The following is a 20,642-nucleotide window of genomic DNA, read 5'->3' on the forward strand; positions in this document are numbered from 1 at the left end:
AACAATAGATTAGTGAGGTGCTCTTCTTTTTTCAATCACTTTCGAAGTTGAGAGTGGGGTTTAAACTGCTTAATTAGCCTCTATCCTTTATGGTTAGGGGCTTTTTGTTAAGACAGCCAAATCTTAAGCTTGCTTAAACTGCTTAAACTGAACTCAAAACAGCCTTACTCAAGATGAGCTTAAGCAACTTAAGCAGATTTAAGCAAACGCCTATCTTAAGCCAATCCCTTACACCGAATACGTTACAGCCAACTTAAGCAACTTAAGCAGCTTTTCATAGGGTATAAGTTACATTGCAGGCATGAACGTCTGCCTTTTTTGTGCCTGATGTTTATCGTGAGATCAGTTTGATGACTGCTAGCATATTAAGGATTAAAAGCGCAATAATGTTATAATATAACAAAACTACCTAATGATTTAGATAACATGCCAGCACTTGCTACCACTCACAGTCTAAATGACTACTTAAAGTTACCTATTGCCCGTTATCGTGAGCAACTAAAGCAAGGTAATGCCCAAAGTATCGAAGTAAGCTACACCCATCGCAGCAAACCCTATCAATACTCTATTCAGCTAACAAAAACATCATGCAACTATGGCGGTCATCGTTACTGGTGGCTTTGTCCTAAGTGTTATCAAAGAACATCGACCTTATATTGCGCTGGCTTGTATGTTTGCCGTCATTGCATTGGTGCTAATTATGGCAGCCAGCTACAGCAACCAATAGACCGCCTATTCAATCGTGCAGACGCAATCAGGCAGCGTCTAGGGTGGCAAAGTGGCATTGCTCATGGTATCGGTACAAAGCCAAAAGGTATGCACCACAGCACGTATGACAGGCTAGTGAATGAGCATGACAGACTGACTTCTAAAATATGGCAATCAACACTTGATAAACTAGGTTGCACCAGTTGAGGCTAACAAATGAAAATTCCTGATTTAAACGACCTGATAGCAGATTTGCAGACAGCCAAACAGATAGCGATTGATGACCGCAATCCGAACGCCATAGTCACAGCCACCATGAGCCAAGCCAAGTTACTAGGCATGGATAACATGAGGGACGTGACACCGCATAACAATCAGCCAGTCGTTTTCAATATTGCAGGATTATCACCTGATGCAGCACTGGCAATCAGTAGAGAGTTAGAGAATGAGTATTGAAACGATGAGCAGATTAACACTTGATGACTTACTCGACCAGTTAGAACAGGCAAGGCAGATAGCGATTGAGGAACGCAAGCCAACGGCAATGATACAAGCTACTGCGACAATGGCAAAACTGACAGGATTAGATAAGCCAGTGATTAAAGATGTTCATGCTGATGACGTTCAATCAATTAGCGACCTGATGAATGAGTTATCATCTGAGCAAGCAGCGATCACCTATAAAAATATTATGGGGTAAAGAATGAAACTGAGCATTGATGACTTGATGACAGAATTAGACGATGCCAGATTGACCGCTAAGGCTAATGGGCAAGCATCTGCTATGGTTGCAGCCACAATGAGCAAGGCAAAGCTGCTAGGGCTAGATAAAGCAGACAGCGAGTATAATAACGAACCACAGCCAGTCAGTGTGATAGTGAATGTCAAAGACGCTCGCAAACCTGACAGGGTGTGTTAGTTTTCGGACATCTTAAAGGGGGGCTATAAATCGAGATTAAACAGGCAAGCAGCATAAGAGCCACCACTATGACACGCACAAGAAAAAAACCGTTTCAAAAAGAAGTTAAAGCGATCAGCATAGCCAAACACTTACAGCGCATACCTTAGCGCCTATAATTGGTTAAATAAGCATGTTAACAAAGTTAAAAGAGGTTAAAGCAAAGAGCGATAGCTAAACTTTTAATTACGCGGACGCATAAAAATCACTTAGGCAGCGGTCACCACTAATAAAGACCTAAACAATTATACCGCCCTATGGCTACAATCAAGCATAGGTAGCTATAAAAATGGCTACCAAACTGGCTACCAATTTATACCAATCGTTAAAAATTTATATTAAAAACAATCACTTATACATATATAAAAGACTGGCAATGGCCAGTCTTTTGTATATCAAACGATTAGAAGTTAAGCAGGTTTTTGTGGCTTCTTCAAATCCAAGCCAACGGTGCACTGCTGCAAATCTTTTTGCATCGCTTTCACATATGGCAGATTAGAAGGGTCTTTCTTGTCTTGTGCGTAGCTTTCGATCTCCCACATTTGACCGATAGTCATGTTGCTGCGCACACCAATAGTACAGTTACATAGTTTGGTTGCGTTGCTTTTGTCAGCGACTTTGTATTTGACTGCGCCATTGACACATGAATTAATATTGTCTTGCTTAATGTCAGCAGCGTTGGCTTGTGGCATGGCAAACAGGGCCGCTAAGGCTAGGGGTAGTACTGGCAACAACTTCATAAATTTCCTCTTACGGGTAGCGTCAATTTTTTATCTTTTGCTCAATGCAAAGTCAACTCATCAATATATGAGTGACCGATATCGTCGTGTACATCTTTCGATAAATATAATCGTTCATACGATAGCAAGTATGTCGATTAGAATACAAGAACGACGTGCTGTGTTAATGCAAGCGAATGTTGCACGAATGTTGATAGGTATGGTCATTCCGCGCAGCATTTAGCGTTAATACATAGTTGTCTTAATATGTTTTGGGTACAAGATAGGCGAGTAGACGTAATACAAGTAGTAGACTAAGCGCGCCTTGTACCGTATCCAACTTATATAGGACCTACTAAAATTAATTAAGACTGATAATGAGTAGGGTCGGTGACGCCAGCTTGGGCGAAGCCCTGACGACGTAATGCGCAGCTATCACAAACGCCGCAAGCAAGACCGTTGGCATCTGCACGATAACAAGAAATCGTCTGTCCGTAATCGACACCTAATGATAGACCAAGCTCGATAGTTTGTGCTTTTGACAATTGCTGCAATGGCGTTTGAATCGATAAGCGATGACCAGTAACGCCTGCTTTTGTCGCAAGGTTGGCCATATGTTCAAAGGCAGCTATATACTCTGGGCGACAATCAGGATAGCCAGAATAGTCAACTGAGCTGACACCGATGACAATATGATTGGCATCAGCGACTTCGGCGACTGCTAACGCGTATGATAAGAAAATAGTATTGCGCGCAGGCACATAGGTATTTGGGATAGCGTCGTTATCGATTTCGTCGCGTTTTTTGCTAGGGAATTTGTCCGAATCACCATCCGGCACGATCATACTGTGGTCTGTCAATGAAGAGCCACCCAGTTGTGCGATATCAATATCGATGATTCTATGATTGACGCCTGCTGTCTCAGCGATGGTCTTTGCGGCGACAAGTTCGCTATTATGACGTTGACCATAGTTAAAGCTGACTGCTGTCACTGATGCATAGCGCGCTTTTGCCCAATATAAGCAAGTCACCGAATCGAGACCGCCAGATAAAAGGACAACCGCATTTTGGCTTTTGGTAAGAGCAGCTAAATCAGCGTCTGATACTTGATTGGGGGTGTTTTGCAAAGTAACGTTAGTCATAGTGGTATCTATTATTGGTTTACGAAAACGGCTATTTTAGCAAAAATACGTCTACTACAGAACCACGAAGCGACCAATCACCCGTCACTAAGCTGCCAAAGCTAGTTCACATAGCACTGCAATAAAATAAAGTCGGTATTACTGTCATCTTTTCAATCTGTTAGCAATATTTGTTATAATCGCAGCTTTTAAAGTATCAGTCACATGACATCGGTGATAATGCTTTAAAAGCTTTATCGCAAATCGCTTTATAGTAAAATCACCCTTATAAAGATATTGAGTAACTTATGACCGCAGCAACCTTATTTACGCCAAATATTCCTTCTCAAGCTGATGATGTATCTGATGCAATGAGCTTTGATAGTCAGGCTTTAGACACCGATACTGATAGCAGAGAGTACGATGATGTCTCTGAAGATGGCAGTGATGAGGACATGATTGATGAGCAGTTTGCCGATGCGCAAGCACCTGCCGAATCAGCGTACTTTCGTAAACTACAAAAGAAGCTGCGTCGCCAAGTTTCTTGGGCAATCCGCGATTTTAATATGATCGAAGATGGCGATGTGGTGATGGTCTGTGTTTCGGGTGGTAAAGACAGCTATACCTTACTTGATATTTTATTGCTGCTAAAACGCATTGCACCAATTCATTTTGATATCGTCGCGGTGAATCTCGATCAGAAGCAGCCAGGCTATCCAGAAGATATTTTACCTGCGTATCTAAACGAGCAGGGCATTGCCCACTATATTTTAGAAAAAGACACCTATAGCATCGTCAAAAGCGTGGTGCCAGAAGGTAAGACCTATTGCTCAGCGTGCTCTCGTCTGCGCCGCGGTTCACTATATGGCTTTGCCAAACAAATTGGCGCGACTAAGATTGCCCTTGGCCATCATCGTGATGATATGTTGGCGACCTTCTTTTTGAACTTATTCCATGGCGGCGCGCTCAAATCTATGCCGCCCAAACTGCTGAGTGATGACAAGCAAAACATGCTGATTCGCCCATTGGCCTATGTCGAAGAAAAAGACATTATTGAATATGCCAAATTAAAAGAATTTCCAATCATTCCTTGTAACCTGTGTGGCAGCCAGACCAATCTACAACGTGCCATCATCAACGATATGCTGCGTGAATGGGATGATGCTCACCCGCAGCGTTTGGCTTCAATCTTTAAGGCAATGCAAAACGTCGCGCCATCACAGTTAGCTGATCGTGAGCTATTTGACTTTGAAACACTCACTCTTGATCGTGATAATGATGAGCGTTTATTTGAAGGCGACAATATTCAAGCTGGGCAGACGGATAGTTTGGCTGAGATTGGTTTACCTGTATCGCCAAGGACGCAAACGTTCAATCCTAAGTTCGCTAGTGACAAGCCTTATTCAACAGAGACGGATAAAGCCGCGCAAAATGAGCGTAAAACACAGAAAATTCCAACGATTAACCCAGTGATTTAGTAGTTTATGGGTTAAGGCTATATTAAATAGTACCTATTCATTAGTAGGATATTAAATAGCTCAAAAAAAACCAGCCGATCTCTGATGAGTGGCTGGTTTTTTTATGTCTAGATGCTACTAACAGCATTAACTCTTAGCAAAAACGGGTAGTGGGTCAAAGCTGACCTTGGCACGAGGCAGTTTTGCGACATCTTGCATACGCCAATCATCTTTACCGTCGTTGCTAACCTGTAGGTAGTACTTGGCTTTTACAGGATCAATATCGACTTGTGCACTGTATTTATTGCCCTCAATATGCTTAAGGACAACATCGCGGTCTTTTTTGATATCCGTAGCATGAGAAATAGAAAGCTCCAACGTATCAGGATAGGTAAGTGGTGTGCCGTTTAGCAGCTTGCCTGACTGGACGCTTTGCTCAGGGTAGTTGAGATAAAACACAATATCGCCATTTTCTGCAAACTGCATTTGTCCATGCAAATCTAAGTCATACGTGAGCTTATCACGGGATACATCATGATAGAGCGTTTTGCCATCCATATACCAGTCGTCACGTACCACGCTATCACGGATCTGGTAAGAGTAATAAACAAACCAAATACAAGCGATCACGACCGCAGCAGGCATGCCAATCACAAAGATAACGACCATGTAATTTTTATACCATGGCTGCTTATCTTGATGTTTAAAGTTCGGTGCTGGAGTAGACATAAAATACCTATGCATCAGATACGCATTCAATAGATAACTGTTCATTAGACATCTACAAATGGTATCAACAGTTAATTCGGCGGCTAAGTGCTGCCAGTTTAATGATAAAACGTTTATCCGATAGTCTTTTGCTAGAACAATTAGTTATTTACTTAGTGTACTAGTTACAGACTACCGAATGACATACATGAAATTAGACAATGAACATATTAATTGTTTACTGACCTTGGGTCGTAAAGATATTTTGTTTGCTTACCTTATACTTGCCATTTTCGCTGCTCACATTTAGCGTGACAGGCGTTTGGCCAAACTCTATCACATCAGGATCACCATAAATACTGACTGGCATATCAAAGCTTTCGCCCGCTTCTAATGGTACATCATTAAAGCGTAGCTCTAAGCTTAGCCCTTTTTGCGGTGCAAGCGTTATCGTATAGGTATGAGCATCCTGCGTCTTATTGGTTAGCTTAACGATATAGCTGTTTTCGATCATGCCTTGATTGTTGATAGACGATAACTGATTACGGTCACGGCGGATATCAATTTCCAATGGCACGCGATCGGTTAACGCATATATAACACCGCCACATAGTACGGCTAATAATGTCAAATAAGCAAATAATCGTGGGCGCAGCACGCGGCTTGGTTCTTTTTCTGCCAGCTGACGTTCGGTCGTATAACGAATCAGTCCACGCGGATAGCCGACCTTATCCATCACCTCATTACAAGCATCAATACAAGCCGCACATTGGATACAGGCAACTTGTAAACCATCACGAATATCGATACCAGTAGGGCAGACCTGCACGCACATGGTACATTCAACACAGTCGCCTAAGTGCTCTGGGTTTGTACCTTTTTTACGGGCACCGCGCGGCTCACCGCGTTCATAATCATAAGATACGATCAATGTGTCTTTATCAAACATCACACTTTGAAAGCGGCCATAGGGGCAAATCTGTACACACATTTGCTCACGCATGTAGCCTGCATTGGCATAAGTAGCAAAGGTGAAGATAAACATTGAGACCCATACCCATGTTGGCCAGTCAGGGAAAGGAATTACTCCTATTGACTGCCAGCTGTGATATAGAGAATCTGTCCCCGCCACATAACTGACGAAAGTCGCTGCTGTAATCACAGAAAGCAAAAACCAAATTAAATACACAACCGTGCGTTTGAACACTTTGCTCGCACTTAACGGTGCTTTATCAAACTTGATGCGTTTATTACGATCGCCAATTACCCATTTTTCAACATATTGGTATAGATGCGTCCATATCGTTTGAGGACAAGCATAACCACACCAAACCCGCCCTGCATATACCGTCACCATAAACAGCGTAAACGCGGCAATAATGGCAAATGCAGCAATAAAATAAAAATCTTGCGTCAAAAACGTCATGCCAAAAATATAGTAATGCTGAGATGGCACATCAAACCATATCGCTTGTCTATCATTATAGCGCAGCCATGGCAAAAGTAAAAAAGCCGCCAAAAGAGCATACATCGTGATGACACGAATATTTTGATAAAAACCTGTGACAAACCTTGGGTGAACACGATGCTTGGTTGCATCAAGATCGACTTGTTGTACAGGAATTTTATTGGGTTGTTGTGCTGACATAAACGTGCCTCTTTAAAAAAAGAATCAGTCTGCTGGCATGATGAACAAACACCTCTAGCGTCGAGGTATATGAGTGTATGATGTTATCAATGTCAGTAAATAGCGGATAGAAAATGCAATAGAAAATCTTCTAATCTGCTTACCAAATGATCGATTGTAAATATAGTCGGTTCAACATAACCTTGATACAAGCAAAGGGGAGTGAAGGTACTACAAATAGTAGACTAAACAAACCTGCATCTAATTTATGTGAAGTTGACTATCTTGTTATGTGATTGAGTCAGAGCGATATAAAGCCATGACCAATAGACTATTTAAAAAAATAGCTATTCTAACATTCTCCCTACTAATAATGGGGTGATAATCGTAAAAAGCAACGAATATATGAGAACGTTTTCTAGTGTTTATAGCCGCTTATCATTGACATTTCTAAATAAAAATCAATACCGCTATACGCAAAAGGGAGAACTGCAATAACAGTTCTCCCTTCATTAAATCTCGTCCATATTCAGTACAGTAACAACGTCTTAGTTAGCAGTTGCTTCTTCAGTTGCTACAGGCTGAGTAGCTGCAGCAGTAACTGGTGCTGCTTCAGGTGATTTTCCTGTTTTATCTGATAGTGAGTAGATATAAGCAGCAAGTAGCATGATACGCTCATTACCTAGCTTAGTTTCCCACTGAGGCATAACGCCAGCACGGCCATAACGTAGTGTATTACGTACAGTCTCACGCTCACCGCCATACAACCAGATATTATCAGTCAAGTTCGGTGCACCAGCTGAAATCATACCTTTACCGCTTTCAGAGTGACATAGTGCACACTGTTGCTTAAAGATAGCTTCGCCTTGATTAACCAAAGTTTGATCAAGTTCACCGTTACTCTTACTACCGTTATTTGAAGATAGTGACAATACATACTCAGAAGCTGCACGTACACCGTCTTCACCGATCTGATCGCGCCAAGCAGGCATACCGCCGATACGACCATTGTGTAGCGTGGTCAGGATGTTGCTAGCTTCGCCACCATATAACCAATCATTATCGGTTAGGTTAGGGTAGCCTGTTGCACCTTTCGCGTTAGAGCCATGACATACAGAACAGTTCTGTAAGAACAAACGGCTACCAACTTTTAAAGCATTTGGATTTTCAGACAGTTTTTCGACGTAAGGAGCAAGTTCTGCAACTTTTTCGTCAATTTTAGTCTGTAGATCTGCTGGTGGGTTTTCGCTACGACGCATGGTCGCTTGTAGCTCATTTAGCGTACCCAATGTTGCAGTCGCACCTGCAGCATCTGCTTTTACCAGAATGCTTTTTTCAAAGTTGTCGGTAAATACTTTGTTGTTACTTTCAAGCTCACTGAACAACTCGTTTTTAGAGGTCCACGGTACAGTCTCACCGTCAACTTCTACGGTGGCGATACCTTCCCAGTGTTTCGGGAACATAGCTGGAAAGAATACCCAGTACGCCACACCCCAAACGATCGAGCCAAAAAATATCACCAACCACCATTTAGGAAGCGGCTTGTCGTATTCTCGGATACCATCGTATTCATGACCAGTAGTACCGTCTTCCTCAACGTCTGGTTTGTATTTTAGTACAAACAACAGAACGCCAAGAATAAAAAGCCAGCAACCGAAACTGATTAGCGTGATCCAAGAACTCCAAAAAAATGTCATCATTTATCCTTATTGCGCTGCTCTTCAGACAGAGATTTTATATCCTCGTCATCAAGCGCAAGTTGTGCATCTTCTTCGAAGCGTTTTTTGTTTTTTGGCGAATACGCCCACCATGCAACGCCTACGAAGGCAATAAAGGCAGAAACGGTCGCAATTGTTTGTAATTCACCAATACCCATTAGCGCTGTCCTTCCATTGCGGTACCTAACTGCTGTAGATAGGCGACCAAAGCGTCAAGCTCAGTAGCGCCAAGCACTGCATCTGGAGCGCCTTCAATGTCTTCTTCAGTATAAGGAACACCGAAGCGATCGCGGAATAGACGCATTTTAGCTTGAATGTTTTCGCCATCTACTTCGTTAGTCGCCAACCAAGGGAAACCTGGCATAACTGATTCAGGCACTAGCGAACGTGGATTGATCAAATGTTGCTTTTGCCAATCTTCAGAATAACGGCCACCAACACGTGCTAAATCTGGTCCAGTACGTTTCGATCCCCATAAGAATGGATGATCCCACGTCGACTCGGCGGCACGTGAATATGGTCCATAACGTTCAACTTCTGCACGTAATGGGCGAACCATTTGAGTATGACAAACGTGACATCCTTCACGGATATAAATATCACGACCTTCAAATTCAAGCGCTGTCCAAGGCTCCATAGCAGGAAGGGGAGCGTTCACCCCACCTTCTTCAGGACCCTTGTTGTCATAGATCAATGGCACGATTTCAACTAGCGTTGCAAAACTAATAGCAATCACGATACCAATGACTAACAAGCCTGTATTTTTTTCAATAATTTCATGCGGTGTACCAGCCATGATCGCTCCTTATACGTTAGCTGTCGAAGGTTTTTCGACACTAGGTTCATGATCCGTTGGATCAGCGACATCTACAGGCTTACCTTCTGGCATTTTGAGTGTTTTATAGCAGTTATAAGCCATTACAAACATACCCGATACATATAAGAAGCCACCAAATGCACGGCCAATATATGGGAAATGCGAGAATTCAACAGTATCAACGAAGCTATATACCAAAGTACCGTCTGGGTTAGTAGCCAGCCACATCATGCCTTGGCCAATACCTGAGATCCACATAGACACGATATAGAAAATCGTTCCTGCAGTCGCAAGCCAGAAATGCGTGGTGATTAAGCTGATAGAGTACATCTTCGGTTTGTTATAAATACGTGGTAACAGTACGTATAGCGAACCAATGGTAATCATACCAACCCAGCCAAGTGCGCCTGAGTGTACGTGACCAACTGTCCAGTCCGTGTTATGCGATAGCGCATTCACTGTTTTGATAGACATCATTGGGCCTTCGAACGTCGACATTGCGTAGAATGACAATGCAACAATCATAAAGCGAATGATCGGATCGGTACGCAGCTTATCCCAACTACCTGATAGCGTTAGTACACCGTTGATCATACCACCCCAAGATGGTGCGAATAGGATGATTGAGAAAACCATAGCAAGAGACTGCGTCCAATCAGGAAGCGCTGAATAATGCAAATGGTGACCACCGGCCCACATATATGAAGCAATCAATGCCCAAAAGTGAACGATAGACAAACGATAAGAATAGATAGGACGGCCAATCTGTACAGGAACGAAATAATACATCATTCCAAGGAAGGCTGCCGTTAAGTAAAAACCTACCGCGTTATGCCCGTACCACCACTGCACCATCGCATCAGTTGCACCGCCAAATAGCGAATAAGATTTGAACGCACTAACAGGAATCGCCATGCTGTTTACGATGTGTAGTAGTGCAATCGTAATGATGAAGGCGGCAAAGAACCAGTTAGCCACATAAATATGTGAGGTCTTACGTTTGATGAGCGTACCAAAAAAGACGATGGCATAAGAAATCCATACCAAGGCAATTAAGATATCAATAGGCCACTCAAGCTCAGCGTATTCTTTAGTCGAGGTCAAACCTAGAGGAAGGGTAATAACGGCGGATACGATAACCGCTTGCCAACCCCAAAAGGTAAACCAAGCCAAGTATGGCGCAAATAAGCGCGTTTTACAGGTACGCTGAACGATGTAATACGACGTTGCGAACAGGGCAGAGCCACCGAACGCAAAAATGACCGCATTGGTATGTAGCGGTCTTAAACGACTAAAGGTCAGCCATGGAATGTCAAAGTTGAGTGCTGGCCATGCTAACTGTGAAGCAATGAAGACACCAAGACTCATGCCGACGATGCCCCAAACGACAGCCATGATCGTAAAAAATCTTACGATAGTAATTTCATACTCACGGTCAACTGGGGCGACTGCTGTGTTTTGTAAACTCATTGGATGATTCCTTTACAGCCCGAATTATCAACAGAATTAACCAACAATCTATGCTGTCTGCACTATAAATACTCTCAAATTCATATTTATACTGGTGCCAACACATGTTGTTTTTTGGCTTATTTAGCGCAATGACGTCATTAACTATCGATTTAGGCCCTTACTGTCTATCAGTTAATACTAATAAATAGAAATAGGCACTTCATGCACCTTACTCAAGGTCAATCGATAGTAGGATTGTTAATAGATCATCAAGGTAAATAAGAAGACGCGCCGTTTTGAGCATCAAACATCTCATAAGGCTAAATATGTATCTTAATTATTACGAAAAAATCTGTACTAATGAAGATAGATACCCATATCTATAGGGCTATTAAAACGCATTGACCATAGATGTATGCTAGCGGCGGCTGACAAAAAACACGATTATGTAATGTTTGGTTAAAACTCCCGACTCTGTTTAAGGGTATTGTAACGCAATCCTAATTAAATATCATCAGAACTATGCGCCAAAATACAAACTCTTTGGTATAAATGTTAGCGAGCAACTTATTATTGCTGTGCTACTCCTCTATTTTATACACAATTTTGTCACTATTCTAGATGCTCATTTTGATTGAATAGGGGAAGCGCTCGCTAGACATAAGCGTAGGCTTGCAAAGAAGTTTTGTAACAATAACATTGCTGAGCCGATAAATAGGTTTTACTTCTTATCAAGTCGCCCTTTATAATGAGGCTGAACGTCATTAATGGCTATGTATCGCATAGGTCTATTGATAGCAATCATTTTAATAATTCTAATAGTTAGGCCAATAGTGCCTCAAGGGATATTGGTCTGACAGAATATCAATTAAGGATAATATAATATGGCAGTTTTTTTGACAGATGAATGGTTTGAGCAAGTAGAAAAAATGGGCAACGAAGCAGGTGAGTTAAATTTACCACCAGTACTTGCCAATATGGTCGTCAACCTAAAAGTGGCTGAAGCTGATAAAACTATCGAAGCCAATTTTGCAAATGGTTTGCTGCATCGTGGCTTAAATGATAATGCAACGACGACGCTGCTATTAGATCGCGATATCCTACAGTCTATCATCACTGATTTTGATACCAACCAAATCATGGGTGCGTTTATGAGTGGCAAAATCCGTGTCGAAGGCGATATGTCACAGCTAATGGCCGTACAGACTGCACGTCCAAGCGCAGAGCAAAAAGAGCTATATACTCGCATCAAATCAATGACGACGATGGCTTAATCATATACCTATACGATTTTTACGTTACGTTTTGCATTGAAAGAATTCATAAGACACAGAAAAGCCCCTAATTCATATTAGGGGCTTTTTTATTGCGTAAGTACATAAGTAAGCATGAAAGCTAGAGAAGATTTCTCAAACAGGCTAGCTAGCTTTTGATTGCTGCGTCACATTTGATTGGTTTTCTTTGTATATTGCTGCTTGCAGCCATACGTTTGCTTGGACGTAGTCATGTACTTTAATGCTATTAGTCTCAGCAGTATTGAGCGCACCGATACGCACTACAAAAGGATCCGCATCTTGCTCACGTAGCGTTACCACATCAAACAATATGATAGATTTACCATTAAATACGGTTTCTTGCTTGCCAAGTACTTGACCCTGACACCAAGCTTCATCTTCTTGTCCTAGCGTATCGCCAAACAAGTAAGCGCACATATGTCCTAAGTTAATCTCGACGGGTGCCATTTGCTCTTTGGTTTCAGGCTTCCATTCGCTGATTTGCTCTTGTAGGTCGTTAGGAATTTTTCCGTCATTTGCCGCCACGATGTCGTTAAAGGCACGGTGATAACGGATAGACTCTTGGTCTTCGACCATGATGACTTCGTTTTGCTCGCTTAGCTTAATTTCGTGCGCCCACGCACTAAAGTTGACATAGTAAGAGGTGTCGCGTTGATATAGGTGACGGTTGGTCGTATAGAGTTGATCAAACGCATAAATGATACTGCCATCAGCAGTACGTAAGCGCAACACGGCATCATGCGAGTTGTCATTGGCGATGACACGCTCAATTTTGCAGTTCAATCCGTAAGGACTATCGACACAAGGATAAGCATTGATAAAGCATTCTGGCTTACCATCTTTCATCGCGAGCACTTGATTAATATGGCAAGGCTGATCTTCTGATAGAAGCAGGCAGCTGTCTTTTGCACTAACGTTGTTGTTCAGGCCTTTAGGCATCGCTGCGACTTCAATCATTTTTTGTAGCCACTCAGGCACATCATGACTCATATCATCGGTCAGAATACGCCAGTGATCGGCGTGACCTGCAGACTGCTCATCGGTCAACGTGATCTTGGTGGGAGATTGAATGTTTTTGTATTGATAATTTATGGTCATGAAAATACTCAAAATTAAGTCAGCGTGAGGTTTGTATCTAATACTATATTTGCTTGTGTACCATCCAACATTTTAAATGATTGGTTTATGATGGTCAGCAGCCTAGCCAGTAAAAGATCAGAAACCTCAATGAGGGGTTAATGACAATTGTCTTTAGCATATAATATATAGGTATTGGTACAGCTAATAGCAAGCCCCCTATAAAAAATAATAACAAAACCCAGTTTTTTGGTAAAAAATACTCTCAGTTGTTGCTAATGACTGGCACATATCAGCTAGTTTGTGTCAAACTAGCTCCCTTTTGACAGCTGTTATTGGCTCGTCTGACACCCTGTTTTTGTGTTTGATTTATATGTGAGTAGTAGCAACTGTATGATGCATTTACTACTGCTCGTTATGCAACCTATATAAAGTCGCACGTAGATAAGATAAAGAGTTTGAATATGTTTCGTCCTTTAGCGTTATTTATCGGCTTACGATATACCCGAGCAGAACGTAGTAATGGCTTTATCTCCTTTATATCACTCATCTCGATGATTGGTCTGACGCTTGGGGTTGCCGTATTGATTACGGTGCTATCAGTGATGAACGGTTTTGACCGTGAACTGAAAACCCGTATTTTGGGAATGGTACCGCAGGCTACTGTGGTCTCATCAGAAATTATTGGCGACTGGGAACAGCTCGCTGATCAGATCAAAGAAGACCCAGAAGTGGCAGCTGTGGCACCATTCATTCAACTGCAAGGGATGCTGACATCAAATGGTCAGGTCGCAGGTATCATGGTGACAGGCGTCGAGCCTGAATACGAAAAAAACGTCTCCATCATCAACGAGCACATGATTGAAGGTAGTATTGACACTCTGAAAAGTGGTGACTTCAGTATCGTGTTGGGCGAGGAGATGGTGCAGTCCTTGGGTCTGCAAATAGGGGATAAAGTGACGCTGGTATTACCAGAAGCGTCGCCATCACCAGCAGGCGTGATACCGCGGTTTAAGCGATTTACTCTGACAGGCATCTTTACGATCAGCCCAGAAGTAGACAGTCTCATGGCGTTTATCCCGATGGGAGATGCGGCAAAATTACTGCGTTTGCCAGAAGGTGCGCAGGGCGTACGCATGAAGCTCGACGATATCTTTACTGCGCCGATAGCTGCGGAAAAAGCGGCTGCTATCGCACCTGAAAAGCTATATCCAAATGACTGGACACAAACTCATGGCAATCTGTTTGGGGCAATTCAAATGGAAAAAGCCATGGTCGGCCTATTGCTATTTTTGATTATCTTAGTTGCCGCTTTTAACATTGTTTCAAGTCTGGTCATGCTAGTGACCGATAAAAAAGCAGATATCGCAATCTTAAAAACTTTTGGTGCGTCTCCTCGCTTGATTACGCAAGTCTTTATGGTTCAAGGTGTGGTCATCGGTGTCATCGGTACTATCGCTGGTACGATATTGGGTGTGATATTTGCACTTACAGTTAGCGATATTTTAGGCTTTATTAACCAAGCCTTTGGTCTAAACCTATTTGATGCGTATTTTGTCAATTACTTGCCATCGCAGCTGCGTTTGTTAGATGTGGTATTAATCACAGGTGCATCGTTTGTATTGAGCTTTTTGGCAACGATTTATCCAGCGCGCCGAGCGGCTAAGATTCAGCCTGCTCAAACGCTACGCTATGAGTAATCGCAAACGTCTAAATGTTGAAATAAATACCGAAATAAATAAAATAAAGGAAGCGCTATGTCTGCCATTTTAGAGGCGACCAATATCAATAAGATATATGATGAAGGCGCGGTCAGTACACAAGTATTGACTGGTCTTGATCTGACTGTTCATGCGGGTGAGCGCATCGCTATCGTTGGAACCAGTGGTTCAGGTAAAAGTACGTTGCTACATTTGCTTGGCGGTCTAGATACGCCAACCAGTGGTGAGGTTTGGTTGCATGGTCAGCTATTAAATAGCATGAATGAAACTGAGCGCGGTGCAATGCGAAATAAGCATTTGGGCTTTATTTATCAGTTTCACCACCTATTGGCAGAATTTACAGCAATCGAAAACGTAGCCATGCCATTGCTGATGCGTCCAGAAGTATCAACGAATGATGCTCGTAAGCAAGCGGTTGAGATTCTAGAAAATGTCGGTCTTGAGCATCGTTTGATGCATAGACCAGGTGAGCTATCAGGTGGCGAGCGTCAACGTGTAGCGATTGCACGCGCGCTAGTGACCAAGCCATCGCTTATTTTGGCAGATGAGCCAACAGGTAACTTGGACTATGATAATGCCCAGAGCGTCTTTGGCCTGTTATCAGAGCTACAAAGCACTATGCAAACGGCGCTACTTATGGTGACGCATGATCGCAATTTGGCGGCGCTTGCTGACCGTCAGTTGTTGCTTCGCAATGGACATTGGGAACAGTATTAATAATTTTTTGTATTAGGTCGAAAAACTGACCGAAACGCCATTTATTGGCATCTGTCATGGATATAGTGGCTGTCATATTAAAGAGTTATTGTTATATTACTAAGAAAACATATCATAGAAACTAGCGATTAAGCGGTTGTGAGCCAGCCGCCTTATCTATTTTATAAGGATGCGTAAAATGCGTGAAGATGATAATCCAATTGCGGCTTTTGGCAGTGCAGAAGAGGGTGATGAGCCGTTAAAGCCTTACATCGATCCAACTTTGTTCGAAACGCTCGATAGACAGGCACAAACTGAGCTACTGACACCTGTGTTTGACGCCATCACTTTGGCTGGGGTTGATTACGACCTAAAAGTTCAAGATAGCGCGACAGGTAAGCGTTATACGCTCTGTAAAAATGATGAAGTCATTGAGATCGTACCCATGGATAGGGATTTCACTGACAAAGTCTTAAATGCTATAGAGAACAGTAAAGAAGAATAAACTCTGCTAGCTTACTTAGCTAGGGCGTAAGCATTATAGCCGTGTAATAAAGTTAGATTACTTATCGCTTATCAGATTCGTCAGAAGGTTTTTGCTGACGTTTCTGCCAGCTTGAGACTGTTTTATAGCGCCAGATAGCCTTGAATGCTAATCCGCAAACGATGCTAGTCACTACCGCCAAAATTGTTAGTCCTATACAAAATGCAGCAAGCGATACGGTGCCGCGATACGTAATAAATGGATTGGCACCGTTTGATAACGCCCATAAGCTAAAATCAGCAATCATTCTACCGATGAAACGCAAGCTAATCACAGGTGCATCAATAATCTTGGCACCGATATAGTATCCAGCATAAAAGATGGGCAAGCTAGTGACTGGGTTGGTAATCCATGTCAAACCAAGCGCCATAGGAACATTGGCACGAAAAATAAGCGAGCCAATAAGTGCCAGTAACATCTGTCCTGGCAGCGGAAAAAATGCACTTAGTACACCGATATAGACGGCCTTATTTAGGCTGTGTCGATTGAAATGCCATAACCTTGGATCAGCCAAGTGCGGTGCAAACAGCTTTAAAGTGCGACTTTCTAAGATTTTCTCTGGTGTAGGAAGTAGGTCTTTTAGACGTTTTTGGGGCACAGGATCGCCTTTAATCATTAACTACAGTCTACTCAATAGTATTGAGAAGCTGGTATAAAGTAATATATGGTGAGTAGGATAAAGGTTAGAACACACAGAATGGTGGTGTCAGATAGTTACCACCTAATACGTTGCCTCAGTATAGGGTAATATAAATATAAATGCTATTGCATCACGTGTCATTTGCTATAGTAAGTAACCATATTTGGCCGAATAATATTTAAGTCATCAAGCAAGGAGTGCTGGTGTACTGGTTGATTGGTAGCCTCATAATTATAGTTATGATGGGCGTATTGGCAGTCGCAGATAATGTGATAATGCCAACTGACTTGTCTTTGCTAGATATGATTAATCCGTCCAATCTGTCTTTGGCGCTGATTGTATTTGCCACGTTTCTGTTGGCGTCTGCTCAATTCAATGTACCTTCGATAGACAGCCACAGCGCTGATAACAATACCTTTAACAACGCATCTCTGTATACTAAACTTCCTTTCCGTATCATTAGATATTTAGTCTTAGCTTTGCTAGCAGCTGCATTAGTGATAGGCAGTGCACTGCAAGCTTTGGTTACTCATCAACGAGCAGAAACCACTGAAATAACTGCTCCGATACGAGTACAAGCGCTCGTGCGTATCGAAGGGTTGAGCGACAGTGTTTATGATGCTACTACAGACAGCGGGTATCGCCAAGTAGCAGTGATAACGAACATCACTCCATTGGTCGCTGAGCTGACGCCCCAAGAGTTAGCAACTAAAACATCCGACTACTTAGATGCAAATAAAAATAGCCTAAGCACTAATTACGATATTAATTCCAATGAAGTTCATATCAAAGTCAATGAACACCGAATCTTACTTAACGCCTATCCAAAAAAGTCTGCAAATGATAGCCAGTTTGTAGCCTTAAACGATTTGCAGCCCGGTGATGAGATATTCATGAGCCTAGCACTGGCGCCGTTGGCTACCTCTGAGCAAGCAGTCAATAACCCTACTGGTTTTGACAGTTATCGCTGGTTACGAGGTCGGCATATTGATGGCGTTGCAAATATTTTGGCCGTTAGCCCTACATTGGTAAATAGTCGCGAAATTAGCAATGAAATCAGCGATAAAAAATATTCGAAGCAGTCGCTAGACTCTGATTCATATCTTCAGCGCTTTCGTACTCGTATCGATCAGGGGCGTTGGCGATTACGACAGCATTTCTATCAAGACTGGTCAGCACAAACGACAGCAGAACAACAAGCAAAAGCCGTGACATTAAGTCTTCTCACGGGTGATCGTAGCTTGATTAATCGTGATACTAAGGACTTATATCAACTGGCGGGTATCTCACATCTGCTCGCTATTTCAGGCACGCACGTACTGTTTTTGGCTATTGTATTGGCAGGCATAGTTGTACTGCTGTTTGATCGTAATTATTCAGCGATTTATCGTCGTATTCCGCGTTGGCAAGTGCGCTGGTGGGTAATGATTGGTGCTGCTTTTATTTATGCGCTATTTACTGGTTTTGACGTACCTGCTGCTCGTACGGCCTGGATGTTATTAGCGATTGGATTCGTCAGATTGATATTGCTTCCTATCAGTACGATGCGCGTGCTATTGGCATTTGCTATATTGATGGCTTGGCGTGACCCTTACGTATTATGGCAGGCGGGATACTGGCTATCTTTTATTGCAGTGGCGTTATTACTCAAGTATGACGATAAGTCGTATCAGCATCAGACTACTGCTGCAACGACTATATACGATGATAAGCCGCGTACTCATATCAATAACGCGCTATCTAACCGTGTTTGGCAAATGATTAAGCGTGTGTTTAAACTACAGTTTTGGCTGTTTTTGACCTTACTCCCTGTTACTTTGCTTTTATTCGGTAAGGCATCGTTATGGGGCCTTTTCATCAATTTATTTGCTATTGGGCTATTTGGTTGGGTGATTGTACCGCTCAATTTATTAGCCGGGCTGTGTTATCTTTTGGTGCCGAGTATCGCTGATATTCTTTGGATGGTTGTTAGTACGATTGTCGGTCATCTACACGATTTGATGAGTTGGCTCACGTCATTGCCAGCGTTGTCGGATGCGTGGCTCTATACACCCGTTAATATCGCGATACTATCGATGGCTTTGCTAAGTGCATTGCCTTGGCTGTTGCCACGAGGTTTACTCAGTCGTTGGTTGATGTTACCACCATTAACGTTGCTGATGATTACGGTGTATGCCAATCAGCAGTCGCTGGTAACTGTACCGACCCTATATATTCTACCAACGGGTGATTCGTATATAACGGCGGCATTGCTGCAATATCCTACTGTCAATGAAGACAGTACCAATTGGTTGTTCTTAGCTGATCATAGACCAGCCTCTACACGAACGATGCCAAGCAGCCTGACAGCAGACAAATTATCTGAAAATTTAAAGCAGCAATTGGGCAGTTTATCTGTCGATAAGTTAGAGAGCATTGTCATACAGAGTAGCAGTGTTAGCCTGACTGATACGTTAATTCCTGACAATAAGAATATTGCTAATACCAAAATTTCTGAATTACTACCGATGACCGTTGCTCAATTAAATGGCCGCTTAGCCATTAGCCAATATTGGCAAGCAGGGCGCTCTGATCGTTGGTCTGCATTTCAGCAAGCCTATAAAATAATTAGGCAATCTGAAGATACGCCTACTATCAGTGCTCAACGTTGTGAGCAAGGTAAAACATGGCAGTCGGCCAACGATGAGTTGTCAGTACAAGCCATCACTGGTTGGACCAAAATAGGTGATACCAGCGTTTGGGATTGTACGATTGCTCTTGATACTAACTTGTCTATACAAGTTCTAAATTATAATGCAGCAGATCCACTCAATTCGTTACCTGTCAATTCACCTGTTAGCCCTCAAGTACAAGTAGCATCTAACCAGTTAACTGGCAAACAGTCAGAGTCCCAGTCACGTCTGATTTTAAATGCTGATACTCATCAACGCGTTTGGCAACTGTGGTCATTACTATGTTCAGTTGAGTCGAATAATGATGACATGCTATTCGAAAATATAAGGTGGCTTGGTCATAGTGCCTCGCAAATTACAGCTGATGTCATAAGTCATCAGGGAGTCGATGAAGTTATAACCTATGATAATAAGCCGTTAGACGCGGCATTATCGCTAAACAACTAAATCGCTAAATAACATTGATAGCTTTTCCAATGCCGAAACTACTAACCCTCAAAAATAAGGCTTATGTTATCAGCGTTACAATATAGTGATATTTCACAGTTATACTATTGAACCATTATCGAAATACCACCATACTTAGCAGCCTATTAATACAGGTCACTGACTATTAACATAGGTCGCAGATATGGTGAGACAGTATCAGGTATACATCACCGCTTTAGCTGTATTTCTCGACAACCTCATTTTATTGTTTTAGATTGTTTCT

General features: G+C 42.4%; 20 protein-coding genes. 10 read left to right on the forward strand and 10 right to left on the reverse strand.

The window, feature by feature from the left end; translation table 11 throughout:
* Positions 1–426 precede the first annotated feature (426 nt).
* Genes FQV37_RS13555 through FQV37_RS13570 form a run of 4 tightly spaced genes read left to right on the forward strand, consistent with a single transcriptional unit; the run spans position 427 to position 1,627 of the window.
* The gene (locus FQV37_RS13555) at positions 427–915 is read left to right on the forward strand and encodes a hypothetical protein (protein ID WP_160023663.1); all 489 of its coding nucleotides are present in this window, start codon (positions 427–429) and stop codon (positions 913–915) included.
* A 9-nt stretch (positions 916–924) separates the two neighbouring features.
* On the forward strand, positions 925–1,164 hold the full coding sequence (locus tag FQV37_RS13560; RefSeq protein ID WP_160023665.1) for a hypothetical protein: 240 nt from the start codon (positions 925–927) through the stop codon (positions 1,162–1,164).
* 4 nt (positions 1,165–1,168) lie between these two features.
* Complete coding sequence (locus FQV37_RS13565) at positions 1,169–1,408, forward strand: hypothetical protein (RefSeq protein WP_160023667.1); 240 nt, start codon at positions 1,169–1,171, stop codon at positions 1,406–1,408.
* Positions 1,409–1,411: 3 nt separating this feature from the next.
* Complete coding sequence (locus FQV37_RS13570) at positions 1,412–1,627, forward strand: hypothetical protein (protein WP_160023669.1); 216 nt, start codon at positions 1,412–1,414, stop codon at positions 1,625–1,627.
* A gap of 449 nt (positions 1,628–2,076) precedes the next feature.
* Here FQV37_RS13570 and FQV37_RS13575 read toward each other — a convergent pair whose 3' ends face one another.
* On the reverse strand, positions 2,077–2,406 hold the full coding sequence (locus FQV37_RS13575; RefSeq protein ID WP_057760815.1) for a hypothetical protein: 330 nt from the start codon (positions 2,404–2,406) through the stop codon (positions 2,077–2,079).
* Positions 2,407–2,750: 344 nt separating this feature from the next.
* The gene (queC, locus tag FQV37_RS13580; protein ID WP_101205716.1) at positions 2,751–3,527 is read right to left on the reverse strand and encodes a 7-cyano-7-deazaguanine synthase QueC; all 777 of its coding nucleotides are present in this window, start codon (positions 3,525–3,527) and stop codon (positions 2,751–2,753) included.
* Between the two features lie 434 nt (positions 3,528–3,961).
* On the opposite strand from queC, the gene ttcA reads away from it, so the two are divergent.
* Positions 3,962–4,984 carry a tRNA 2-thiocytidine(32) synthetase TtcA gene (ttcA, locus tag FQV37_RS13585; RefSeq protein WP_240991037.1) on the forward strand — a complete coding sequence of 341 codons (1,023 nt, stop codon included), beginning with the start codon at positions 3,962–3,964 and terminating at the stop codon, positions 4,982–4,984.
* Positions 4,985–5,110: 126 nt separating this feature from the next.
* Here the strand turns inward: ttcA and FQV37_RS13590 are convergent, their stop codons facing one another.
* The 6 genes from FQV37_RS13590 to ccoN all read right to left on the reverse strand — a co-directional run bounded on the left by FQV37_RS13590 (position 5,111) and on the right by ccoN (position 11,303).
* On the reverse strand, positions 5,111–5,692 hold the full coding sequence (locus FQV37_RS13590) for a FixH family protein (RefSeq protein ID WP_160023673.1): 582 nt from the start codon (positions 5,690–5,692) through the stop codon (positions 5,111–5,113).
* A gap of 217 nt (positions 5,693–5,909) precedes the next feature.
* Positions 5,910–7,319, reverse strand: a complete 1,410-nt coding sequence (gene ccoG, locus FQV37_RS13595; protein ID WP_160023675.1) for a cytochrome c oxidase accessory protein CcoG — start codon at positions 7,317–7,319, stop codon at positions 5,910–5,912.
* A gap of 527 nt (positions 7,320–7,846) precedes the next feature.
* Positions 7,847–8,995, reverse strand: a complete 1,149-nt coding sequence (ccoP, locus tag FQV37_RS13600; RefSeq protein WP_160023677.1) for a cytochrome-c oxidase, cbb3-type subunit III — start codon at positions 8,993–8,995, stop codon at positions 7,847–7,849.
* On the reverse strand, positions 8,995–9,174 hold the full coding sequence (locus FQV37_RS13605) for a CcoQ/FixQ family Cbb3-type cytochrome c oxidase assembly chaperone (RefSeq protein ID WP_057760804.1): 180 nt from the start codon (positions 9,172–9,174) through the stop codon (positions 8,995–8,997). Before FQV37_RS13605 ends, ccoP begins: the two co-directional genes overlap by 1 nt.
* Positions 9,174–9,812 (reverse strand): cytochrome-c oxidase, cbb3-type subunit II, encoded by a 639-nt coding sequence (gene ccoO, locus FQV37_RS13610; protein ID WP_057760802.1) that lies wholly within the window; start codon positions 9,810–9,812, stop codon positions 9,174–9,176. Before ccoO ends, FQV37_RS13605 begins: the two co-directional genes overlap by 1 nt.
* Before the next feature lie 9 nt (positions 9,813–9,821).
* Positions 9,822–11,303 (reverse strand): cytochrome-c oxidase, cbb3-type subunit I, encoded by a 1,482-nt coding sequence (gene ccoN, locus FQV37_RS13615; protein WP_057760799.1) that lies wholly within the window; start codon positions 11,301–11,303, stop codon positions 9,822–9,824.
* 866 nt (positions 11,304–12,169) lie between these two features.
* Between ccoN and FQV37_RS13620 the strand changes: the two genes are divergently transcribed.
* Positions 12,170–12,559 carry an SCP2 sterol-binding domain-containing protein gene (locus FQV37_RS13620; RefSeq protein ID WP_057760797.1) on the forward strand — a complete coding sequence of 130 codons (390 nt, stop codon included), beginning with the start codon at positions 12,170–12,172 and terminating at the stop codon, positions 12,557–12,559.
* Between the two features lie 144 nt (positions 12,560–12,703).
* On the opposite strand, the gene FQV37_RS13625 is transcribed toward FQV37_RS13620, so the two are convergent.
* The gene (locus FQV37_RS13625; protein WP_160023679.1) at positions 12,704–13,678 is read right to left on the reverse strand and encodes a hypothetical protein; all 975 of its coding nucleotides are present in this window, start codon (positions 13,676–13,678) and stop codon (positions 12,704–12,706) included.
* Between the two features lie 443 nt (positions 13,679–14,121).
* Here FQV37_RS13625 and FQV37_RS13630 point away from each other — a divergent pair, with 443 nt between their 5' ends.
* The 3 genes from FQV37_RS13630 to FQV37_RS13640 all read left to right on the forward strand — a co-directional run bounded on the left by FQV37_RS13630 (position 14,122) and on the right by FQV37_RS13640 (position 16,579).
* The gene (locus FQV37_RS13630; protein WP_160023681.1) at positions 14,122–15,357 is read left to right on the forward strand and encodes a lipoprotein-releasing ABC transporter permease subunit; all 1,236 of its coding nucleotides are present in this window, start codon (positions 14,122–14,124) and stop codon (positions 15,355–15,357) included.
* A gap of 57 nt (positions 15,358–15,414) precedes the next feature.
* The gene (lolD, locus tag FQV37_RS13635) at positions 15,415–16,095 is read left to right on the forward strand and encodes a lipoprotein-releasing ABC transporter ATP-binding protein LolD (RefSeq protein WP_160023683.1); all 681 of its coding nucleotides are present in this window, start codon (positions 15,415–15,417) and stop codon (positions 16,093–16,095) included.
* 178 nt (positions 16,096–16,273) lie between these two features.
* Positions 16,274–16,579 (forward strand): hypothetical protein, encoded by a 306-nt coding sequence (locus tag FQV37_RS13640; protein ID WP_101205708.1) that lies wholly within the window; start codon positions 16,274–16,276, stop codon positions 16,577–16,579.
* A 61-nt stretch (positions 16,580–16,640) separates the two neighbouring features.
* Here the strand turns inward: FQV37_RS13640 and FQV37_RS13645 are convergent, their stop codons facing one another.
* Positions 16,641–17,216 (reverse strand): DUF2062 domain-containing protein, encoded by a 576-nt coding sequence (locus FQV37_RS13645; protein ID WP_240991036.1) that lies wholly within the window; start codon positions 17,214–17,216, stop codon positions 16,641–16,643.
* Positions 17,217–17,461: 245 nt separating this feature from the next.
* On the opposite strand from FQV37_RS13645, the gene FQV37_RS13650 reads away from it, so the two are divergent.
* Positions 17,462–20,377, forward strand: coding sequence for a ComEC/Rec2 family competence protein (locus tag FQV37_RS13650; RefSeq protein ID WP_160023687.1), 2,916 nt, complete (start codon positions 17,462–17,464; stop codon positions 20,375–20,377).
* Positions 20,378–20,642 lie beyond the last annotated feature (265 nt).

Source organism: Psychrobacter nivimaris, from assembly GCF_009812035.1.
GTDB classification, from domain to species: domain Bacteria; phylum Pseudomonadota; class Gammaproteobacteria; order Pseudomonadales; family Moraxellaceae; genus Psychrobacter; species Psychrobacter nivimaris.